14 protein-coding genes are annotated in these 18,791 nt (G+C 59.0%); 6 read left to right on the top strand and 8 right to left on the bottom strand.

The genetic code is table 11. The annotated features are described in order from the left end of the window. Positions 1-102: 102 nt before the first annotated feature. Both BLV67_RS04575 and BLV67_RS04570 read left to right on the top strand, forming a co-directional pair. Positions 103-1,605, top strand: coding sequence for an ATPase domain-containing protein (locus BLV67_RS04575; protein ID WP_069787530.1), 1,503 nt, complete (start codon positions 103-105; stop codon positions 1,603-1,605). Beyond that, positions 1,602-3,272, top strand: coding sequence for an ATP-binding protein (locus BLV67_RS04570; RefSeq protein ID WP_069787492.1), 1,671 nt, complete (start codon positions 1,602-1,604; stop codon positions 3,270-3,272). The genes BLV67_RS04575 and BLV67_RS04570 overlap by 4 nt, the downstream gene beginning before the upstream one ends. 26 nt (positions 3,273-3,298) lie before the next feature. On the opposite strand, the gene BLV67_RS04565 is transcribed toward BLV67_RS04570, so the two are convergent. The 5 genes from BLV67_RS04565 to BLV67_RS04545 form a co-directional block, all read right to left on the bottom strand. Next, complete coding sequence (locus BLV67_RS04565) at positions 3,299-3,676, bottom strand: response regulator (protein ID WP_017738124.1); 378 nt, start codon at positions 3,674-3,676, stop codon at positions 3,299-3,301. A 78-nt stretch (positions 3,677-3,754) separates the two neighbouring features. Next, entirely contained in the window at positions 3,755-4,948 is a 1,194-nt protein-coding gene (locus tag BLV67_RS04560; RefSeq protein ID WP_065930006.1) for a hybrid sensor histidine kinase/response regulator, read from the bottom strand. Then, positions 4,942-5,541: a chemotaxis protein CheB gene (locus BLV67_RS04555; RefSeq protein WP_065930005.1), complete on the bottom strand. Its 600-nt coding sequence runs from the start codon at positions 5,539-5,541 to the stop codon at positions 4,942-4,944. The genes BLV67_RS04560 and BLV67_RS04555 overlap by 7 nt, the downstream gene beginning before the upstream one ends. Then, positions 5,538-6,368 (bottom strand): CheR family methyltransferase, encoded by an 831-nt coding sequence (locus BLV67_RS04550; protein WP_065930004.1) that lies wholly within the window; start codon positions 6,366-6,368, stop codon positions 5,538-5,540. Before BLV67_RS04550 ends, BLV67_RS04555 begins: the two co-directional genes overlap by 4 nt. Beyond that, entirely contained in the window at positions 6,369-9,866 is a 3,498-nt protein-coding gene (locus BLV67_RS04545) for a response regulator (protein WP_074854413.1), read from the bottom strand. A 266-nt stretch (positions 9,867-10,132) separates the two neighbouring features. Between BLV67_RS04545 and BLV67_RS04540 the strand changes: the two genes are divergently transcribed. From BLV67_RS04540 to BLV67_RS04530, 3 genes are all read left to right on the top strand, one after another. Beyond that, entirely contained in the window at positions 10,133-13,717 is a 3,585-nt protein-coding gene (locus BLV67_RS04540) for a hypothetical protein (protein ID WP_141722738.1), read from the top strand. Positions 13,718-13,924: 207 nt separating this feature from the next. After that, the gene (locus tag BLV67_RS04535) at positions 13,925-14,290 is read left to right on the top strand and encodes a response regulator (RefSeq protein WP_065930001.1); all 366 of its coding nucleotides are present in this window, start codon (positions 13,925-13,927) and stop codon (positions 14,288-14,290) included. Between the two features lie 317 nt (positions 14,291-14,607). Next, positions 14,608-16,008: a DUF1254 domain-containing protein gene (locus BLV67_RS04530; RefSeq protein ID WP_065930000.1), complete on the top strand. Its 1,401-nt coding sequence runs from the start codon at positions 14,608-14,610 to the stop codon at positions 16,006-16,008. 101 nt (positions 16,009-16,109) lie between these two features. Here the strand turns inward: BLV67_RS04530 and BLV67_RS04525 are convergent, their stop codons facing one another. Continuing rightward, positions 16,110-16,778, bottom strand: coding sequence for a DUF3313 domain-containing protein (locus BLV67_RS04525; protein ID WP_069787490.1), 669 nt, complete (start codon positions 16,776-16,778; stop codon positions 16,110-16,112). Between the two features lie 75 nt (positions 16,779-16,853). Then, positions 16,854-17,384, bottom strand: coding sequence for a hypothetical protein (locus BLV67_RS04520; protein ID WP_065929998.1), 531 nt, complete (start codon positions 17,382-17,384; stop codon positions 16,854-16,856). A gap of 171 nt (positions 17,385-17,555) precedes the next feature. Here BLV67_RS04520 and BLV67_RS04515 point away from each other — a divergent pair, with 171 nt between their 5' ends. Continuing rightward, positions 17,556-18,248, top strand: a complete 693-nt coding sequence (locus tag BLV67_RS04515) for an aspartate/glutamate racemase family protein (RefSeq protein WP_069787489.1) — start codon at positions 17,556-17,558, stop codon at positions 18,246-18,248. On the opposite strand, the gene BLV67_RS04510 is transcribed toward BLV67_RS04515, so the two are convergent. After that, the gene (locus BLV67_RS04510) at positions 18,245-18,757 is read right to left on the bottom strand and encodes a GNAT family N-acetyltransferase (protein ID WP_065929996.1); all 513 of its coding nucleotides are present in this window, start codon (positions 18,755-18,757) and stop codon (positions 18,245-18,247) included. The two genes, BLV67_RS04515 and BLV67_RS04510, sit on opposite strands and share 4 nt — an antisense overlap. Positions 18,758-18,791 lie beyond the last annotated feature (34 nt).

The raw sequence follows: 18,791 nt of genomic DNA, 5'->3' as shown, positions 1-18,791 counted from the left end.
TTATACGACAGGTTGAACCGCCACAAACCGCTACGGTCAAGTAAATATGGCGCGCCCGAGGTGACGCGCCCCCATTACATGTACGTGACCCGAGGGCACTTCTTGTCTACATCCAAAGAGCTGTTCAGTGAAAAGGCGGCCACCGGCATCGAAGGTCTTGATGACATTCTTTCCGGGGGGCTATCACGCAGCCACCTGTTCCTGCTGGAAGGCGAACCCGGCACCGGCAAAACCACCGTAGCGCTGCACTTCCTGCAAGCCGGCGCAAAAAACGGTGAGCGATCCTTGTACATCACCCTGTCCGAAACCGAGCGCGAGTTGCGCCAGGGCGCCAAGTCCCACGGCTGGGACCTGGACGACAACATTCATATCTTCGAGTTGACCCCACCGGAAAGCTTGCTCAACCCCGAGCACCAGCAAAGCCTGCTGTATTCCTCCGACCTGGAACTGGGTGAGGCCACCCGGCAGATTTTTGAAGTGGTGGAACGGGTCAAACCCACCCGCGTGGTGCTCGACAGTCTTTCGGAAATCCGCCTGCTGGCGCAAAGCTCGCTGCGCTATCGGCGCCAGATCCTGGCGATCAAACACTATTTTGTGCGCTATGACGCCACCGTGCTGCTGCTTGACGACCTGACCACCGAGTCCCTGGATAAAACCGTGCACAGCGTGGCCCACGGCGTAATTCGCCTGGAAGAGCTGACGCCCACTTACGGCGCCGAACGCCGCCGCATCCGCGTGGTGAAGTACCGTGGCCAGAAATACCGTGGCGGCTTTCACGACTTCACCATCATGCAAGACGGCATCCACGTGTTCCCACGCCTGGTGGCCGCCGAACATCGTGGTGGTTACGTGCGTCAGACCTTGAGCAGTGGCATCCGCGAAATGGACGCCTTGATGGGCGGCGGCGTAGAAACCGGCTCCAGCACGCTGATCCTCGGCCCTGCCGGTACCGGCAAATCCCTTATCTCGATGATCTTCGCCGCCGCTGCCGTGTCGCGCGGCGAAAAAGCCGCGCTGTTCATTTTCGATGAAGAGCTGGGCCTGTTGTTCGAGCGCATGAAAAACATGGGCATTGACCTGGCCGCGCTGCAAGACACCGGCAACCTGCTGATCGAGCAGGTGGACGCGGCGGAGCTGTCGCCCGGCGAGTTCTCCCACCGAGTCAGGCGTTGCGTCGATGAACGTGGGATCAAAACCGTGGTCATCGACAGTATCAACGGCTACCAGGCGGCGATGCCTGAAGAAAACTCTCTGATCCTGCATATGCACGAGTTGCTGCTGTACCTGAACCGTCGCGGTGCGGCGACGTTCATGACGGTGGCTCAACATGGGTTGGTGGGCGACATGCAGGCTCCCGTCGACATTACTTACCTGGCTGATACCGTGATCCTGCTGCGTTACTTCGAAGCACTCGGCAAGGTCCGCCGGGCTATTTCGATCATCAAGAAGCGCACCGGCACCCACGAGTCCACTATTCGCGAATACCGTATTGGCAGCACGGGTTTGACGGTGGGCGAGCCTCTGGACAACTTCCAGGGCGTACTGCGCGGTATCCCGACTTATATGGGCGCCGGTTCCCCCCTGCTCAAGGAAGAGGGCGTGTGACCGGTCTTTCTCCCGTCTCCGAGCGCGCAATTATCCTCGCGCCACTGGGCCGTGACGGCTCCCTGGCGCTGATGATGCTCAAGGAAGCCGGCTACAACGGCATGGTTGCCGCCAACCTGACCGTACTCTGCGAAGCACTTGAGCACGGCGTCGGTATGTTGGTGATTGCCGCCGAAGCCCTGCGCGGTGTCGATCTGGAGCCGCTGCTGACCTACCTGCATGAGCAGCCGGCCTGGTCCGACTTGCCCATCGTGCTGCTCACCCACCATGGCGGCAGTGAACAGAACGGCTCATCGCACCTGAGCGGTTTGCTGGGCAACGTGACCTTCCTGGAGCGCCCTTTCCATCCGGTGACCCTGATCAGCCTGGTGAGTGCTGCCCTGCGTGGTCGGCGCCGGCAATACGAAGCGCGTGACCGCCTGATCGACCTGAGCGAGAGCGAACTGCGCCTGCAACGCACCCTGGAAACCCTTGAGCAGCAGGTTGAAGAGCGCACGGCGCAACTGCGCAACAACGAAGAAGCGTTGCGCCAGTCACAGAAAATGGAGGCCGTCGGCCAGTTGACCGGTGGTATCGCCCATGACTTCAACAATATGCTCACCGGCATTATCGGCAGCCTGGAGCTGCTGCGCAGGCGGGTGGCCCGCGGCAAACTGGACGACCTCGACAGCTTGATCGACCTGGGCGTGACCTCGGCCAACCGCGCTGCCGGCCTGACCCACCGTTTGCTGGCGTTTTCACGCCGTCAGTCGCTGGACCCCAAGCCCGTGGAGATCAACCAGCTGGTCAGTTCCATGGGCGAATTGCTGCAACGCAGTATCAACGAAAGCATCGCTTTGGACATGCGTCTGAGCGATGAACTGTGGACCGCCGAGGCCGACCCCAATCAGCTGGAAAGCGCCCTGCTCAACCTGGTGATCAATGCGCGCGATGCCATGCCCAGCGGCGGTAGCCTGACTGTAGAGACCGCCAACCGCCACCTCGACAATGTGTTTACGGCCGCCTATGGCACCTTGCTGCCAGGCGATTACGTGGAACTGAGCGTGAGCGACACCGGCTGTGGTATTCCCGAAAGCCTGTTGGGCCGGGTCTTCGACCCGTTCTTTACGACCAAGCCGATCGGCCAGGGCACCGGCCTCGGCTTGTCGATGATCTACGGCTTTGCCCGGCAATCCCATGGCCATGTGACCATCCACAGTGAAGTCGGCAAGGGCACGACGGTCAGCCTGTTCCTGCCGCGCTTTGTCGGTGAGCGCATCGCGGACGCCGTCGTCAACCCGGCGCTGCTGCCCTTCGCCAATGCCGGCGAAACCGTACTGATCGTCGAAGACGATGCCGCCGTGCGTCTGTTGGTCAGCGCTGTGCTCAAGGAATTGGGCTATGCCTTTGTCGAAGCCGGCGATGCCAATACCGCCGTGCCGATCATCCAATCCGACCAGCGTATTGACCTGCTGATCAGTGATGTGGGCCTGCCCGGCATGAACGGGCGGCAACTGGCAGAAATCGGGCGGCAATTGCGCCCGGAACTCAAGGTCTTGTTTATCACTGGCTACGCCGAGCATGCGGCGGTGCGCGGGGGGTTCCTGGATCCGGGAATGCAGTTGATCACCAAGCCGTTTACCTTCGATTTGTTGACGGCGAAGGTGCGGGAGATGATCAAGCAATAGGGCTGCTGTCAGGCAGCCCTGGTGATTCAGGCCAGCAGGCGCTGGATATGCTCGTGCAAGGTATCCAGATCAAACGGCTTGGCCAGAATCGGCGCATTGCGCGTGATCGGGCTGTTGCAGTCGAGGATCTCCTGCGGGTAACCGCTGATAAAGATCACTTTCAATTCAGGTCGCAGCTTGATCGCAGGCTCAGCGATCTGCACGCCGGAAATCCCGCCCGGCAGGCGGTAATCCGTGACCATCAGGTCCAGGTGCGGCTTGGTGGCCAGAATCTCGAAGGCCTGCTCCCCATCGATCGCCTTCAGTACCCGGTAGCCAAGGCCTGCCAGGTATTCACCCAGCACAAACATAATGGATTCGTCGTCTTCGACGATCAGTACGACATCTTGTGCATCTTCACTCATGGGAAGCCTTTGTCCGGTCAGTTGCTGCAAGTACGACCATGGGGTCACGCAGAGGTTGCGTCGAGCTGACGATTGATTTCATTGCGGCTCTCCAAGTGGCAGGCACACCCGGAACAGCGCGCCCTCGCCTATCTGGCTCTCGACCTCGATGGTGCCGCCATGGGCCGTCACGATCTGCTCGGAAATAAACAGCCCCAGGCCCAGACCGGCCGCGACGTGGCTGGCCGAAACGCGTTCAAATTGCTGGAAAATACGCTTCTGGTTGTCTGCGCTGATGCCGATGCCACGGTCACGCACCTCGACGCGCGCCTCACCGTGTTCGGTGTACACACGCACATCCACCGGGCTTTTGGCACCGTAACGCAGGGCGTTGGTCAACAGGTTGGTGACCACTTGTTCAATACGGAACTCATCCCAATTGCCCTCCACCGGTTCATCGGCCACCAAGTGCATCGAAGAACCGGCGGATGCCACTTGCGGCTCGAAGTTTTTCACCAGGTTGCGCACCAGTTGCGCCAGGTCGAAGCGCGCCGGACGAATCGACAGTTTGCCGGTGCGGATGCGCGACACGTCGAGCATGTCTTCGATCAGGCGGATCAGGCTCTGGATCTGGCGCTCGTCGCGGTCGACCATGGCGTGCATCTTGTCCAGGGTGAACGCGGCGGCGTTATCCCGTGCCAGGTGCATCTTGCGCAACTGGGTCTCGAGGATCAGCCCGTTAAGCGGTGTGCGCACTTCGTGGGCAACGATCGACATGAAGTCGTCACGCATGCGCACGGCCTGCTCAAGCTCGGCCTGGGTGGCCTGCAGGCGCGTCAGCAGCAGCTCCTGCTCGCGGCGGCTGCGCTCCAGGGCTTCGACTTGCTGTTTCATCGCCTTGCTCTGGCGGTACAGGTCGACGAACACATTGACCTTGCTCTTCACCGCGTGGATGTCCAGCGGCTTGTGCAAAAAATCCACTGCGCCGCTTTCATAGCCTTTGAAGGCATAGTTGAGTTCGCGGCCGGCGGCGCTGACGAACACAATCGGGATGTTCTTGGTCTTTTCGGTGCCGCGCATCAGTTCGGCCAGCTCGAAACCGTTCATGCCGGGCATCTGCACATCGAGAATCGCCATGGCGAACTCATGCTCGAGCAACAGTGACAAGGCCTCGTCAGCGCTCAATGCCTTGAAGACCTGGCGATCTTCGCGCTTGATCAGCGCTTCAAGGGCCAGCAGGTTTTCCGGCAGATCGTCGACGATCAGCAGTTTGGCCTGGACAGTACTTAACATGGGGAAGATTCCAGGGAAGCCAGCAGTGAACCAATCTGGCTCAAGGTGAGAATATGATCAGGTGTGTGCAAGGCCAGCGCCGCCAGGGGCATCACGGCGATACGCGCTTCTGTGGGCTCTTGGACGATGGTGGTGCCACCCGAGTCTTTGACGTGGGCAAGGCCACGCGCGCCATCCTGGTTGGCGCCGGTCAGCAGAATCGCCAGCAGGCTGTTGCCGTAGGTGTCGGCAGCCGAGGCAAACAGGTAATCGATGGCCGGCCGCGAATGATGCACGCGGTCTTCCTGGCTCATCGACAGGCTGCGGTCGCTTTCTACCGACAGGTGATAGCCGGGGCCGGCGAAATACAGGGTGCCTGGCGCGATCGTTTCCTTGTCGCGTGCTTCTTGCACCGGAATGCTCAGGCGCCGCGCAAAAACTTCGGCCAATTGGCTGCGACGCTCGTCCGGCAGGTGCAGCACGGCGATGATCGGTAAGCCGAAGGTGTCAGGCAACGTACCAAAAATCGTCAGCAACGCCTCAACACCGCCGGCGGAGGCGCCGACGACGATGGCTTCAATCCCGCGTGGCGGGTTAGTTGCGGCGTCGCTCATGATTTTCGGTAGATCCGTTCCTGTTTGACCAAGGGTTCGAATTGCTTGCTGTAGGCGGAGAAATCCAGGGTTTCCTTACTGCCCAGCACCAGAAAGCCGCGATGGCACAGCGACTCATGAAACAACCCGAACGCTCGATCCTGCAACTTTTTATTGAAATAAATCAATACGTTGCGACATGAAATTAATTGAGTTTCTGAAAAGACGCTGTCGGTTGCCAGGCTGTGATCGGCAAAGGTCACGTTCTCGCGCAGCGTCTTGTCGAAGATCGCGTAATCGTAAGCCGCTGTGTAGTAGTCGGCAAATGAACGTTGGCCGCCCGCCTGCTGATAATTGGCGGTGTAGGCACGCACGTTCTCCAGGGAAAAAATCCCTTGCTTGGCTTTGTCCAGGGACGCCGGATTAATGTCGGTGGCATAAATGATGGTGCGGTCGAGCAAGCCCTCTTCGCGCAGCAGGATTGCCATGGAGTACACCTCCTCGCCCGTGCTGCACCCGGCGATCCAGATTTTGATCGAGGGGTAGGTCTTGAGCAGCGGCACCACTTCCCGGCGAATCGCCAGAAAGTGCGACGGGTCGCGAAACATCTCGCTTACCGGGATCGTCAGAAACTGCAGCAACTGCATAAAGGCCGTCGGATCATGCAACACCCGCTCCTGCAGCGCAGAAATGGTCGCGCAATCGAACTGGCGCAGTGCGTGGGCCACGCGGCGCTTGACGGACGCGCCGGAATAGTCGCGAAAGTCGTAGCTGTACTTGAGGTAAATCGCCTCAATCAGCAGGCGCAGCTCAATGTCGCTGCTTTTTTCCAAGAAAACGTGCTCCACTTAAATGCGTTCCATCTTCGGCAGCCATACGCGAATCAGCGAGAACAGCCGGTCCAGGTCGATCGGCTTGGCCAGGTAATCGTTGGAGCCTGCCGCCAGGCAGCGTTCCTGATCGTCCTTCATGGCCTTGGCCGTCACCGCAATAATCGGCAGTTTCTTCCAGCGCGGGTCCTGGCGGATCAAGGCAGTTGCCTCGTAACCGTCCATCTCCGGCATCATCACGTCCATCAGCACCAGGTCGATGTCCTCGACTTCATTGAGTTTGTCGATGGCTTCATGGCCATTACGCCCGATCACCACCACCGCGCCTTTGTGCTCCAGGGCACTGGTCAGGGCGAAGATGTTACGCACATCGTCGTCGACCAACAGGATCTTGCGCCCCTCGAAGACCTTGTCGCGGCTGCGGGCGGTCTTGAGCATCTTCTGGCGGTCATGGGACAGCTGGGATTCGACTTTGTGCAGAAACAGCGTCACTTCGTCCAGCAAGCGTTCAGGTGAGCGTGCGCCTTTGATGATGATCGAGCGCGAATACTTGCGCAGCTCGGCTTCTTCGTCACGGGTCAGGTTACGCCCGGTGTACACGATCACCGGCGGGAACGAGCAGATATCTTCGGTGGCCATGCGCTTGAGCAGCTCATTGCCGAGCATGTCCGGCAGCTTCAAGTCGATGATCATACAGTCGTAGATGTTGGTGCGCAGCAGGTCCAGGGCCGCTTGGGCGTAGCCGACGTCGGTGATTTCGATGTCATCGTCGCCGATCAGGCGGGCAATGCTGTCGCGCTGCAGGTCATCGTCCTCCACCAGCAGCACGCGCTTGACCTTCTGGGTCAGCTTGGCTTCCAGGCGCGCAAACACGTCCTTGAGCTCTTCACGGGTGGTCGGCTTCACCGCATAACCGATGGCGCCCATGTGCATGGCGGCTTCGACGCGGTCTTCGACGGAGATCACGTGCACGGGAATGTGGCGGGTATTGGCGTGTTCCTTGAGGCGTTGCAACACGGTCAGGCCGGAATGGTCAGGCAGGCGCATGTCCAGCAGGATCGCATCCGGGATGTACTCCTCGGCCAGGCTGTAGCCTTCGTCTGCGCCGTGGGCGACCAGGCAGTGATAGCCCAGTTCGTGGGCCAGGTCGAAAAGGATGCGGGCAAAGTTGGGTTCGTCTTCCACCACCAGGATGCAGCGCGTGGCGAACGGTGCCTTGTCGCGGTCGTCGGCAAAGCGCGGAATCTGTTTGGCATCGGCCACCGGCAGCGGTGAAATCGCCATGGGCTTGGGCGCCGGCGCCGCCACCGCCTGGCGTGGCGCCTCGATCGGCGCGGCACCCTCCTCACGCTCTACATAATGTTCCGGCAGTACCAGGGTGAACACGCTGCCCTTGCCCGGCTCGCTGGTCACGCTGATATAACCGCCGAGCAAACTCGCCAGGTCACGGGAGATCGAAAGGCCCAGGCCAGTGCCGCCGTAACGGCGGTTGGTGGTGCCATCGGCCTGGCGGAAGGCTTCGAAGATGCTTTCCTGCTGGTCCAGCGCGATGCCGATGCCCGAGTCGCGCACGGTAAAGGCAACGCCCTCCCCTGGCGCACGGGACACCGACAGGCTGACATCGCCCTGCTCGGTAAACTTGACCGCGTTGGACAGCAGATTTTTGAGGATCTGCTCCAGGCGCTGGCGGTCGGTGAACAGCATCGGCGGCGCGTCCGCTTGAATGTCCACCTGAAAACCCAGCTTGCGATCGGCGGCCAAGGGCTCGAACATCCCGCGCAGGCCATCGACCAGGCGGGCCACGCTGGAGTTTTCCGGACGCATTTCCAGCTTGCCGGCTTCGACCTTGGAAATATCCAGAATATCGTTGATCAGGTTCAACAGGTCGTTGCCCGCCGAATAGATCGACTCGGCAAACTTGACCTGCTCGGCGCTGAGGTTTTCCTGCGGGTTCTCGGCCAGCAATTTGGCCAGAATCAACGAGCTGTTAAGCGGCGTGCGCAGCTCATGGGACATGTTGGCAAGGAACTCGGACTTGTACTTGCTGGAGCGCTGCAGCTCGTCGGCACGGTCTTCGAGCTCCAGTTGGGCCTGGTTCAGCTCGACGTTCTTGCGGTCCATGGCATCGCGCTGATCGGACAGGATTTGCGTCTGTTCAGCGAGTTGCTCGTTGGTCTGCTCAAGCTCCGCCTGTTGGGTTTCCAGGTGGGCCTGGGACTCCTTGAGGATGCGCGACTGTTCTTCGAGTTCTTCGTTGGCGGTCTTGAGCTCTTCCTGCTGCACTTGCAGCTCTTCATTGAGCTGCTGGGTCTCGGCCAGCACTTCCTGCAGGCGCTGGCGATAGCGCGCGGCTTCGATGGAGGTGCCGATATTGCCGGCAATCAGTTCCAGCAACTCAACGTCACGTTCATCCAGTGGGCGCAGGAACCCCAGCTCGATCACGCCATTGACGCGGTCATCATCACTGGTGGGCACCACCAATACACTGCGGGTCGAACCTTCGCCCAGGCCGGAGCTGACCTTGAAGTAATCCACCGGCACATCGTCCAGGCGAATCAGGCGATCCAGCTGGGCGGCCTGGCCGACAATGCCCTCATCGCTGTAGATCGCCTGTTCTTTTTGCTCTTGCTCGCGGGAAAACCCGTAGGTGGCCACGCGCTTGAGGCCGCCGTGTTCTTCGCGCACGTAGAGTGCTGCAACCGCCGACCCCATGTATTGGGCAAAAAACTGCAGGATATTGCGCCCCAGCATATTCAGGGTCAGTTGGCCGAGCACCTGTTCGGCCAGTTCGGTCTGGCCGTTACGCAGCCAGGCCTGTTGCTCCAGGCGCCGGGCAATCTTCTGTTGCGACGCGAGGTTTGCGCTGTAACTGTCTGAAAGTACTACTAAATTTCTTCTTCCGATATAAGCCAGGAACCCGCTCAACCCGAGTACAAAAACCAGGTACAAGGTCACGCTGATAATCGTGGTGCGGGTCACATCGGCATTGCGGCTGAAGCGAAATGCCTGCTCCATCGCGACTGCATCCACGTATTCATTGCGGATCGCGTCGGTCAGGCTCTTGCCGCGTCCGGCCTTCACCGCCCCGCGGTAATCGCCGCCGTTGCGCTGCAAGTCGATCATCGACTGGGCGTACTTGTTCCACTCGTATTGCATCGACTCCAGGCGCTTGAGGCGATCGACCTGCTGCGGGTTGTCCGCCACCAGCTCCTGCAGGTTGTGCAGGTCACCAATGATGCGCGGCTTGGCCACTTCGTAAGGGTCGAGGAAATGCTCGTCGCCGGTGATCAGGAAACCGCGCAGGCCGGTTTCCAAGTCCACTGTGAGCTTGGACGACTCATTGAGGTTATTGATAACCCGGTCGGTGTGCTCCACCCACTGGATCACCGACAGCAAATAAGTGATCAGGCAAACGAAAAACACCGCGCTGAGCACGCCGACGCCCAAAGGTAACGCGACATTTCGGCTCAGCAGGGTACGGAAGCTCTTTTCATCGACGGACGACGCGGGAGTCATGGGCATGCCTTGGCCAAGTGCGGAAAAAGGGGGAGTTTGCCCGAATAGCAGTGGCCAAGGCTATGTTTGTGCGTTGTTTTGAAGCGTTTGCCTACAGGCCGCGACTGAATTTCGCGCCAATCCTGTCCGGTTTCGTCAGGCCACATACACACGTGCACACAGATGCGGCGGAACGTAGGTGAAGGGGGGCGGCACTCAGGATAGCGCCTCAGGAACACGGAAGATCTTTTGGAAGGCGTCTTTTTTGACCCACCAAGGTAACTCCAATGAGCATAACCGCCCCTACCCGCACAATTGCAGACAACCCCAGTCCTTTTGTCCTCGAAACTCCCGCACCTGCCCCAGCCCCCATTAACACCTTGCCGGCAAACACCCATCCAACCACTCAAACACGGCCCGCATCAACCCAGGCTCACGCGCCTGCATCCCACCCGCCGTCAGGCGACCTTAAAACGGAACTTGGACGCAAACAGAATTTGCAGTCTTTAGGGCAAAAGCTGCGTGACATCGCCACACGTCTGGGCATCGACGCCACTGTGCCTGCAATCCTGACGGCATTGCGAACCACACCGATGGATATTCATCCCGATTCAGGCTACCCGTCAGAAGCTGGCAGTACCGTTACCCTGGAGACCTACATCCAGTCGATGGGTTTGTCTGCGCCAAGCACCCATACTGGCCTGGTCGGCCTTGCCCATGCGGTCCTTAACCGGGCTCAGGAACACCCTTTAGGCAACTTTGGCGGTGGCCTGTCGTGGCCGCAGCCCCTGAGTGGCACTGAGCAACGCGCGCTGCAGAACGCCGCTGTTCAGTACGCCAACCGCCATCCAAACCCACCTCATTTGGGCGCAAGCCAGGGTGTGCTGGAGTATTTGAACAGCAACCAGCCGCTCACGGGTCAGGCGTCAGACGATCCCGCCAAAGCCCTGGAAGCCATCGTCAGTTCGCCTCGCGCACAGGCGTTCGGGCTGGCATTGCAGACCCGATTGAACGGAATCGCCACACAGACCAGTGTGAATGACTACACATTGGCCGCGATCAATGCGCTGCTGGACCCGGAATCCGTCACTGCACCGCATCGAAACAAGGTGGCCGGCTTCGATCTGGCGCAGCGAGCGCATTGGGGGCAACCACTCTCGGTTGTAAAAGAGGGGTTGACCCAACACTTGATTGACAGCGGCAAAACCACCCCCGAGATGGCCAAAACGGGTGCCTACTTGCTATTGGCAAGAAAGGCACCCGCGCTGCTGGTCAAGGACATCCCCGCCAATGTCACCTACGGCAGCGTGGCATGGGTCAACTTGTCGATCGCAGTGGCGGCTATTGAAGCCCAGACGCCGGGAAAAGTATCGAGCATGACGTTTGCCCAGGTCATGCTCGCAGCTGAAAACGCCACGTTGCAGGATCCTTCCGTCACCGCGCAGGCCCAGCAAGCGGCGTTGCTCGATTGGGGCGTTGTCAATAATGTGATCAGCCTTAAAACAGAGGGTGATTACAGCCATGACGACGTTGAGACGGTCAGAACCGAGTTCAACCGACAATTAACCCAGCGGGTAGCAGGTTCCAACGAGGTAGGCGCCGAATTTCCCAGTCGCGAACAAATGGCCCGAGCCTTGATAAAGGAGCGGTTTGGCGACACGGTGCCTCTTGAAGAAAAGCTCTTGAAGGTCAAGGACTCCAATCAAACGCTCTCGCAGCCGCTTTACGATCCGAATCGAGCGCCAGCGGGTATGTTCTCGCTGTTGGATATCGTGATGAGCGGGCTGCACGCCTATAAATGGGAAACTGAAGACCCGCGCATTCTCCAAGCGACTAAAGGCAAATCCCTCACCTTCGACGTGAATAAGACATTCAACGCACAATTAACCCAGACGATCGACACACGCAAGCAAGGCGTGGATAAGTTGATCAAATCCCTGGTGGCCGACCTTCCGCTCGCTGACAGGCAGAATTTCGAATATGGAAAGCTCGAGTTTTATCAAGATAAAACCTACCAGATACCCATCACGCCAACTAAAAATAAACTGATACACACCAGTAAAACATTGTGGGTAAAAGTCACAGGCGGGACGGACGATAAAGTCTATGAGATCGACCTGAGTAAAGGCGCCATCACCGTGGTGCCCGCTAGCGTATTGACCGAACAGCGTGAGCGCCATGCCAACAACATCTTCAGGAAAGAGCCGTTCACGCCGACCAGGGATCCTAAGCCAGACTTCAGCCAGGACAAGTCCGCCGGCATTCCATTACCCGTTCCTTCGAGTTTCTCAAGCGTTCGGACGCAGGCCCTCGCCGATGCCTTTGTCGAACATCTCGATCTTGATAATCAGGATGTGATCAAGCGGGCCAGAGGTTTCACCAGCTTCGACCAGCAGAGAGAAAACGATTGGAAGGTGACCGACTTTTTCCTGAATTTCATCCCGCTCAGGTCAGCGATCGTTAACGCCAGGAATGGTGACTACCTGGAAGCCGGGTTAGACCTGGCAATGGATGCTTTCGGTTTCGTGACGCTGGGCGCGTCGACGGCAGCGCGCGTGGCTACCACCAGCATCAAGACCGTGACGGCCGTTTCGAAGGGTTTGCGGGCAGCACGCATCATCGGTGCAGCGGCCATCAGTGCGTTCAACCCACTGAGCGGAATGGACGACTTGGTGAGAGGCATAGGCACAGGGGTCAAGTTTCTGGCCTCTAAAAGCGCTCGGGGCATCACTATGCTCAAGGGAGCTGCCGGCAGTTATGACCTGCTCAAGGCGGCCAGTAAACAGCATGGCGTTGTGGCAACAGGTACCTACAAGATCGCCGGGCATACCATTGAAAGCGGTGCCGCCTTTCAAAACGGAAAATGGTATGCCTTTGATCCGATCAGGCAGCAGCCCTACGGTACAGGGCTACTAGACTTCAAACCTGCAACCGTCGCCGCCAACGGTGAAATAAACAACAACTTCATAGATTGGCTGGCCACTTATATCGCTCCCGTACCAAAGGCAACCGGAGAACAGTTCAGGCAAGCCTTACAGGCAGCGCGACAAAGCGATCCAGCCGCTTACGCTCGAGGTCTTTCCGGGGTTATCGACGATATTCCGGGCTATCACTCGAGCATGAGGGTCTCGGAGATAAAAAGCCTGGCCGTCAGCAAGGTCGGGAATCCCGAAGCCATCGGCACATTGGCCAAAGAGATAGAAAGGCGCATGGCCATTCAAAGTCTTGAGAGCTTCAAGACTTTTGAAGCGGAAGTACTGGCCGAAGGTGGCAAGGCCACCATGATGCCGCAGAACTTTTACCTCAGCCAAACAGACCTGGCGTCCAATGGTGAGTGTGCAGCCCTGGTGAATATGATGGCGCTGGCCATTCTGAACAACCAGCGGGACACCTTCATCAATAACTTTTTCAAAGCCGCCAGGAATGCTAACGACACCAAGGTTCAGGCCTTTCGTAAAGAGCTGAACCAAATGCATCAGGTGCTCCGTGAGCAGTTTCACGGTACTCAACGCGTCAGCCAAGTGCCGTATACCGACATTGCTGAGCGGTTAAGCACCGCAACCCCTCCCATGTCCCTGAAGATCAGCACCCAGAATCATGGGCTTCTCGCGGGCGTCACGCTCGATAAAAACAACCAGAAGGAATGGTTTTTCTTTAATCCGAACTTCGGTATTGCAACCTTTCCTGATGAAGCGTCAATGCGAAAAGGGTTAGAAGTCTCCTTGAACAGCGGGAAGACGGCGGGCACGCTTGATCCGGTGGCCATTACCAAAGGCGTGCCGGAGTACAACATCAGCGAATTCAGCGAAGGAAACTTTATTATGACGGTGCCCTACAACAAACCGTATGCCCTGTTCAACACCACACTTTGACTTGACGCCCGTGGCGTCAATGGCCCGCTTGTAGCCTGTCATTGACGCTTTGCGCGCTCGGCGCGCCGCCGTGCATGCCACGCGACATTTGCATCCATTCCCTTCACAATGCCCCGCCAATGGAACTTGCCGAGAGGGCCGTGACTCAGTAGAGAACGGCCTTTCACCGCCAGACACCTGCCTTTCCATTTTTCAGGAATTCCCCTTATGTGCGCTGCCCCCTCCACCATCCTTGTAGTCGAAGACGACGCCATCGTGCGCATGCTGATCGTCGATGTACTTGAAGAGTTGGAGTTCTCGGTGGTTGAAGCTGCCGACGCCGAAGAGGCCCTCAAAATTGTTAAAAACACCGACCAGCCCATCGACCTGATGATGACCGATGTGGGCCTGCCGGACATGGACGGCAAGCAACTGGCCACTAACGTGCGCGAGCTTCGCCCCGCCCTGCCGATTCTGTTCGCCAGCGGTTATGCCGATAACATCGATGTGCCCGCAGGCATGCAAGTGATCGCCAAGCCGTTCTCCATTGACCAACTGCGTGACAAGGTCAAATCGATGTTGCCCGCTGCTTGAGCCCGAAACCAGCGGCGCTTTCGCCACGCGCAAAACCGTGAACATCCCCACACCCACAAACTGATGCGTTTGGTCAGCCGGCAAGTCTGAATGCCTGCTACCTTCCCATCGGCGTGGGCGCAGGCAAGGCCTGGAAAGCCGGCAGCACTATCGTCAATGCCTTTGTCGAGCCGCAATGGACGGTGGCACGCAAAGGCGATGGATTAGCTCGGTTCACGTTGTTTGCAGGGATTAACGTGACGTTCGGCCAATAAAACAGGAAACTCGGCGCTTTGATCCCACGCCCTCTATAAAGCACTCAGGAAGGACGCAACAACATGATTGGAAAACCGACGCGCCTGCTGTTGGCGAGCCTCTCGATACTCATGAGCACCGGCGCCTGGGCCGACTTCACGGCGACCCCGACTGAAGCCCGGGCCATTGCCAAGGAAGCCTACCTGTACGGCTACCCGGTAGTGGAGATGTACAAGACGCTCTACACCCAAGCCGTCGACAAAGGCGGTGCCAACTACAAGGCGCCGTTCAACCATATCGGCAATACCGCCCAGGTGTTCACGCCCAGGGACACTGCCTTCGTCACCCCGAACGCGGACACGCCCTACTCTTTCGTATGGATGGACCTGCGCAAAGAGCCGCTGGTACTGACCCTGCCCAAAATCGACGACAACCGTTACTACTCGGTGCAGTTGATCGACCTCTACACGCAGAATATCGCCTACCTGGGCACTCGCAGCACCGGCAACAATGGTGGCCACTACATGATCGCCGGGCCCGACTGGAAAGGTCAGCAGCCTGTCGACGTCGACCGCGTGATCTACAGCGAAAGCAACATCGCCTATGCGCTGTACCGCACGCAGCTGTTTGATGAAAAGGACCTGAACAAGGTCAAGCAGATCCAGAATGGCTACAAAGTGCAGCCGCTGAGTGCCTACGTGAAGCAGCCTGCGCCGGCCAAAGTGGCGAAGATCGAATGGCCCAAACCCATGGCAACCATGACCGAAGGCCCGCAGCTGTTTCGCTACCTGAACTTCATGCTGGCCTTTGCCGCGCCCCAGGACAGTGAAAAAGACCTGATGGCGCGCTTTGCCAAGATTGGTATCGCCCCCGGCGCGCCCTTCAAGGTCAAGGACCTGACCACTGAACAGCGTAAAGCCCTGGAAGACGGGATCGCCGATGGCCGCGCCGAATTTGCTGCGTTCAAGAAAGACAAGGTCGATACCCACCAAGTCACCAGCAGCGACCTGTTCGGCAGCCGTGACCGCCTGAAAAACAACTACCTGTACCGCTACGCCGGCGCCAACCTGGGGATTTTCGGCAACTCCACCGACGAAGCCATCTACATGACCTACTTCGTCGACAGCGAAGGCAAACCGGCCAACGGCGCACGTCACAGCTACACCGTACATTTTGCCAAGGACCAACTGCCACCGGCCGATGCGTTCTGGTCGCTGACCATGTACGACGCCAAGACCAAGCTGTTGGCGCCCAACCTCAAGAAGCGCTACCTGATCAACTCAGCGATGCTGCCCAACCTCAAGCGGGACGCCGACGGCGGCCTGACCCTGGCCCTGCAGCACCACGAGCCGCCAAAAGCCGAACAGAGCAACTGGTTGCCGGCCCCACCCGGTCCGTTTTACGCCGTGCTGCGGATTTACCTGCCCAAGCCTGAGGTGGGCAATGGTCAATGGAAGTTGCCGCCACTGACACCGCTTAAGTGATGCTGCGGCACGCGCCTCAAAATATCAGGCCGACAAGGGAGCATCACGTGCACGACTAAAACCTGTGGCGAGGGAGCTTGCGCCCTTGCCACAGCCAGTAGTCAGGGCTTTTTGAGCTTCACAAAGGACTGATGCAAGTCCGACGCCCAGCCGTCGATCACGCTTTTCACGTCATCGGCCTTCATCACCTGCGAGTCGTTGGACAACGGCTTGCCGGTGCCTTTGCGCACCACTTGGGCAATCACTTTGCCGCTGCCACCGTCGAGGAACTGCGCCTCGGTGCCCAGGGTGGTTTCCTGGTCACGAATGCCGGTGCCGGTGCTCACTGCAGCTGCCACCAGCGCCACGGGCACGTACTCGTAGGGCTTGAGGCTTTCAGTCTTGCTGCTGACGGCGGTAATGGCCGCGCGCACCACGATCACACCTGGGCCCGGCGCGCTGGCCAGCGGCAGCGACTTGGCCAGCTCACGCTTGAGCGCCTGGTTGTAATAGGTGTTGATGCCGTTGAGGGTGCTGTCGGGAATTTTCGCGGTGGCTTGGGGTTTGGGGTAGAACTGCGTCGGTTCAATGAACACTGCCGTGTAGTTACTCAGGTTCAGGTCGGGGTCAACCCAGCGCATCACCGCAGCCCCTGAAGGCGACTTCGCCTCTTTGAGGTGGCTGTAGTCCGAGAGAAAGCCTGAATACTCGTCCGGTTGCGTTACCTTGCCGGCACAGCCGACCATTGCGATTGCAACGCACAGCGTGCTGATCATTAGCCTTGATTCCATCATTGAACTCCCTGGCAGTCATCGTCGAGACACTGAGCTGTAGGTATAGCCAACTCTGGGAAAATCGCTGTTATTTCAAGCGAGCTGTTTGACAGCGTTGCAACCTGCGTCAAAGCCGCGATCGCGCGGGATCAGGCTCTGCAGCTGCGCAGCCAGGAAGTTGGCATCGAAGGCAAAGGTGTCCGGGTCTTTCAAACCGTTGGTTTTCTTCCACAGCCAATCGTTTTTGTCCGCCGGCAGCACCAGTGACACACTGCCGTGTCGCGCGGCTGTCAGGCCCATTACCGACACGGCTATCGAGCCGCCTGCCCCCATCACTTCCGGCACAAATTCCACGGCCTTGCCAGTGATATGCACGGTGAGCTTCTCGGTCTTGAAGGTCGAACTCTCGGCCGGCAGGCCAGGGCCGCTGGCGACATAAGCTTCACGTTGGACTTCAAGCAAACCGACGCTCTTGACCGGCTCCAGCCACTGCTCAATGTGCCCGAACAGCTCACCCAGCTTTTGTGCCCAGCGCGCCGATTGCAGATCAAATTGCTGTTTTTTATGCGCTTCGCTGTCGGCGTAATGACGAAGCATCTCGCCCAGTTGCTGTATATCGTCCATTGCCAATTTCCTTGGGTGAGCCAGGTTGCGAGGCATGATCATGGCAGATGCGGCGGCCGGCCGTATGATTACCGCCCGCGAAACTGCACCGGTGATTTGGCCGGCAACTGCGTATGACTAATGCGTGGCCGATGGGTAAGGTGAAGCAACATTCCTTGTCCGGAGTATCGCATGCGCACTATCGGCCTTATCGGCGGCATGAGCTGGGAGTCCAGCGCCGAGTATTACCGCATCATCAACCAGCGCGTGCGTGACCAACTCGGGCCGCTGCGCTCGGCGCAACTGTTGATGTACAGCGTGGACTTCGGCCCGGTGGAGCAGGCTCAGCATGCCGGGCGTTGGGACGACACCGCACTGATCCTTGAAGACGCCGCGCGCCGCCTGCAGGCCGGCGGCGCGGACTGTGTGGTGCTGTGTACCAACACCATGCATTTGGTGGCGCCGCGTATCGAAGCGGCGGTGTCGATTCCATTCCTGCATATTGCCGACGCCGCAGGTACGGCGGCGGTCGACGCCGGTACGTTGACCGTGGGTTTGCTCGGCACTGCGTTCACCATGGAACAGGACTTTCTCAAATCCCGCCTGGCCGCGCAGGGCTTGACCGTGCTGGTGCCGGAAACACACGAGCGCCAGGCCGTACACCGTATCATCTATGAGGAATTATGTGTCGGGGTGATCAGCGAGGCTTCACGCGAGGTCTACCAACGTGTGATCGAATCACTGGCGGCGCGAGGTGCCCAGGCGATCATCCTGGGCTGTACGGAAATCGGCCTGCTGATCAAGCCGCAGCACAGCCACCTGCCGCTGCTGGACACCACCGAGCTGCATGCGCAGGCTGCGGTGGCGTTTGCACTGCAGGATTAAGCCGACTGGCGCAGGCGCGCCATGCTCACGGTGTCGACAAACCGGCCGTCACGCAGGGCGTAATCGCGCAGCAGGCCTTCAACCTCGAAGCCAAACTTTTTGTACAGGCCTTGCGCGGCTTGGTTGTCGGCATACACCCTGAGTTCCACACGGTGCAGGTTCATCCAGTTGTCGGCCACCTCCAGTGCGGCGCTCAAAAGCCGCGAACCCACGCCTTTGCCCTGCCAGGCCGTCGCCACGCCCATGCCGAATGAGCCGACGTGGCTGCGCCGCACGCGCAGGGTCTGTTCCAGGCCAAGCTGGCCAATCACCTCGCCGCCATGCACCGCCACCAGCTGTAGCCGCCGCTCATTATCGAGAGCCAGCTTGTTGCGCCAGGACTCCACCGACTGATAAGGCATTTGCAGCACCTGACGGCACACGGCCGGGTCGTTATAGAGCGCAGCGACGCCTTCCAGGTGGGCTTCGGTAAAGCGCTGGATCACGATATGGGGTTCAGGTGCGTGCATTGTGTTTCATCCTTTGAAAGACAAGTGGCCGGTC

The sequence above is a fragment of the Pseudomonas salomonii genome (assembly GCF_900107155.1).
Taxonomy (GTDB): Bacteria; Pseudomonadota; Gammaproteobacteria; order Pseudomonadales; family Pseudomonadaceae; genus Aquipseudomonas; species Aquipseudomonas salomonii.
Note: the sequence above shows the minus strand (reverse complement) of the source record. Positions and strands in the feature narration are given on the sequence as shown.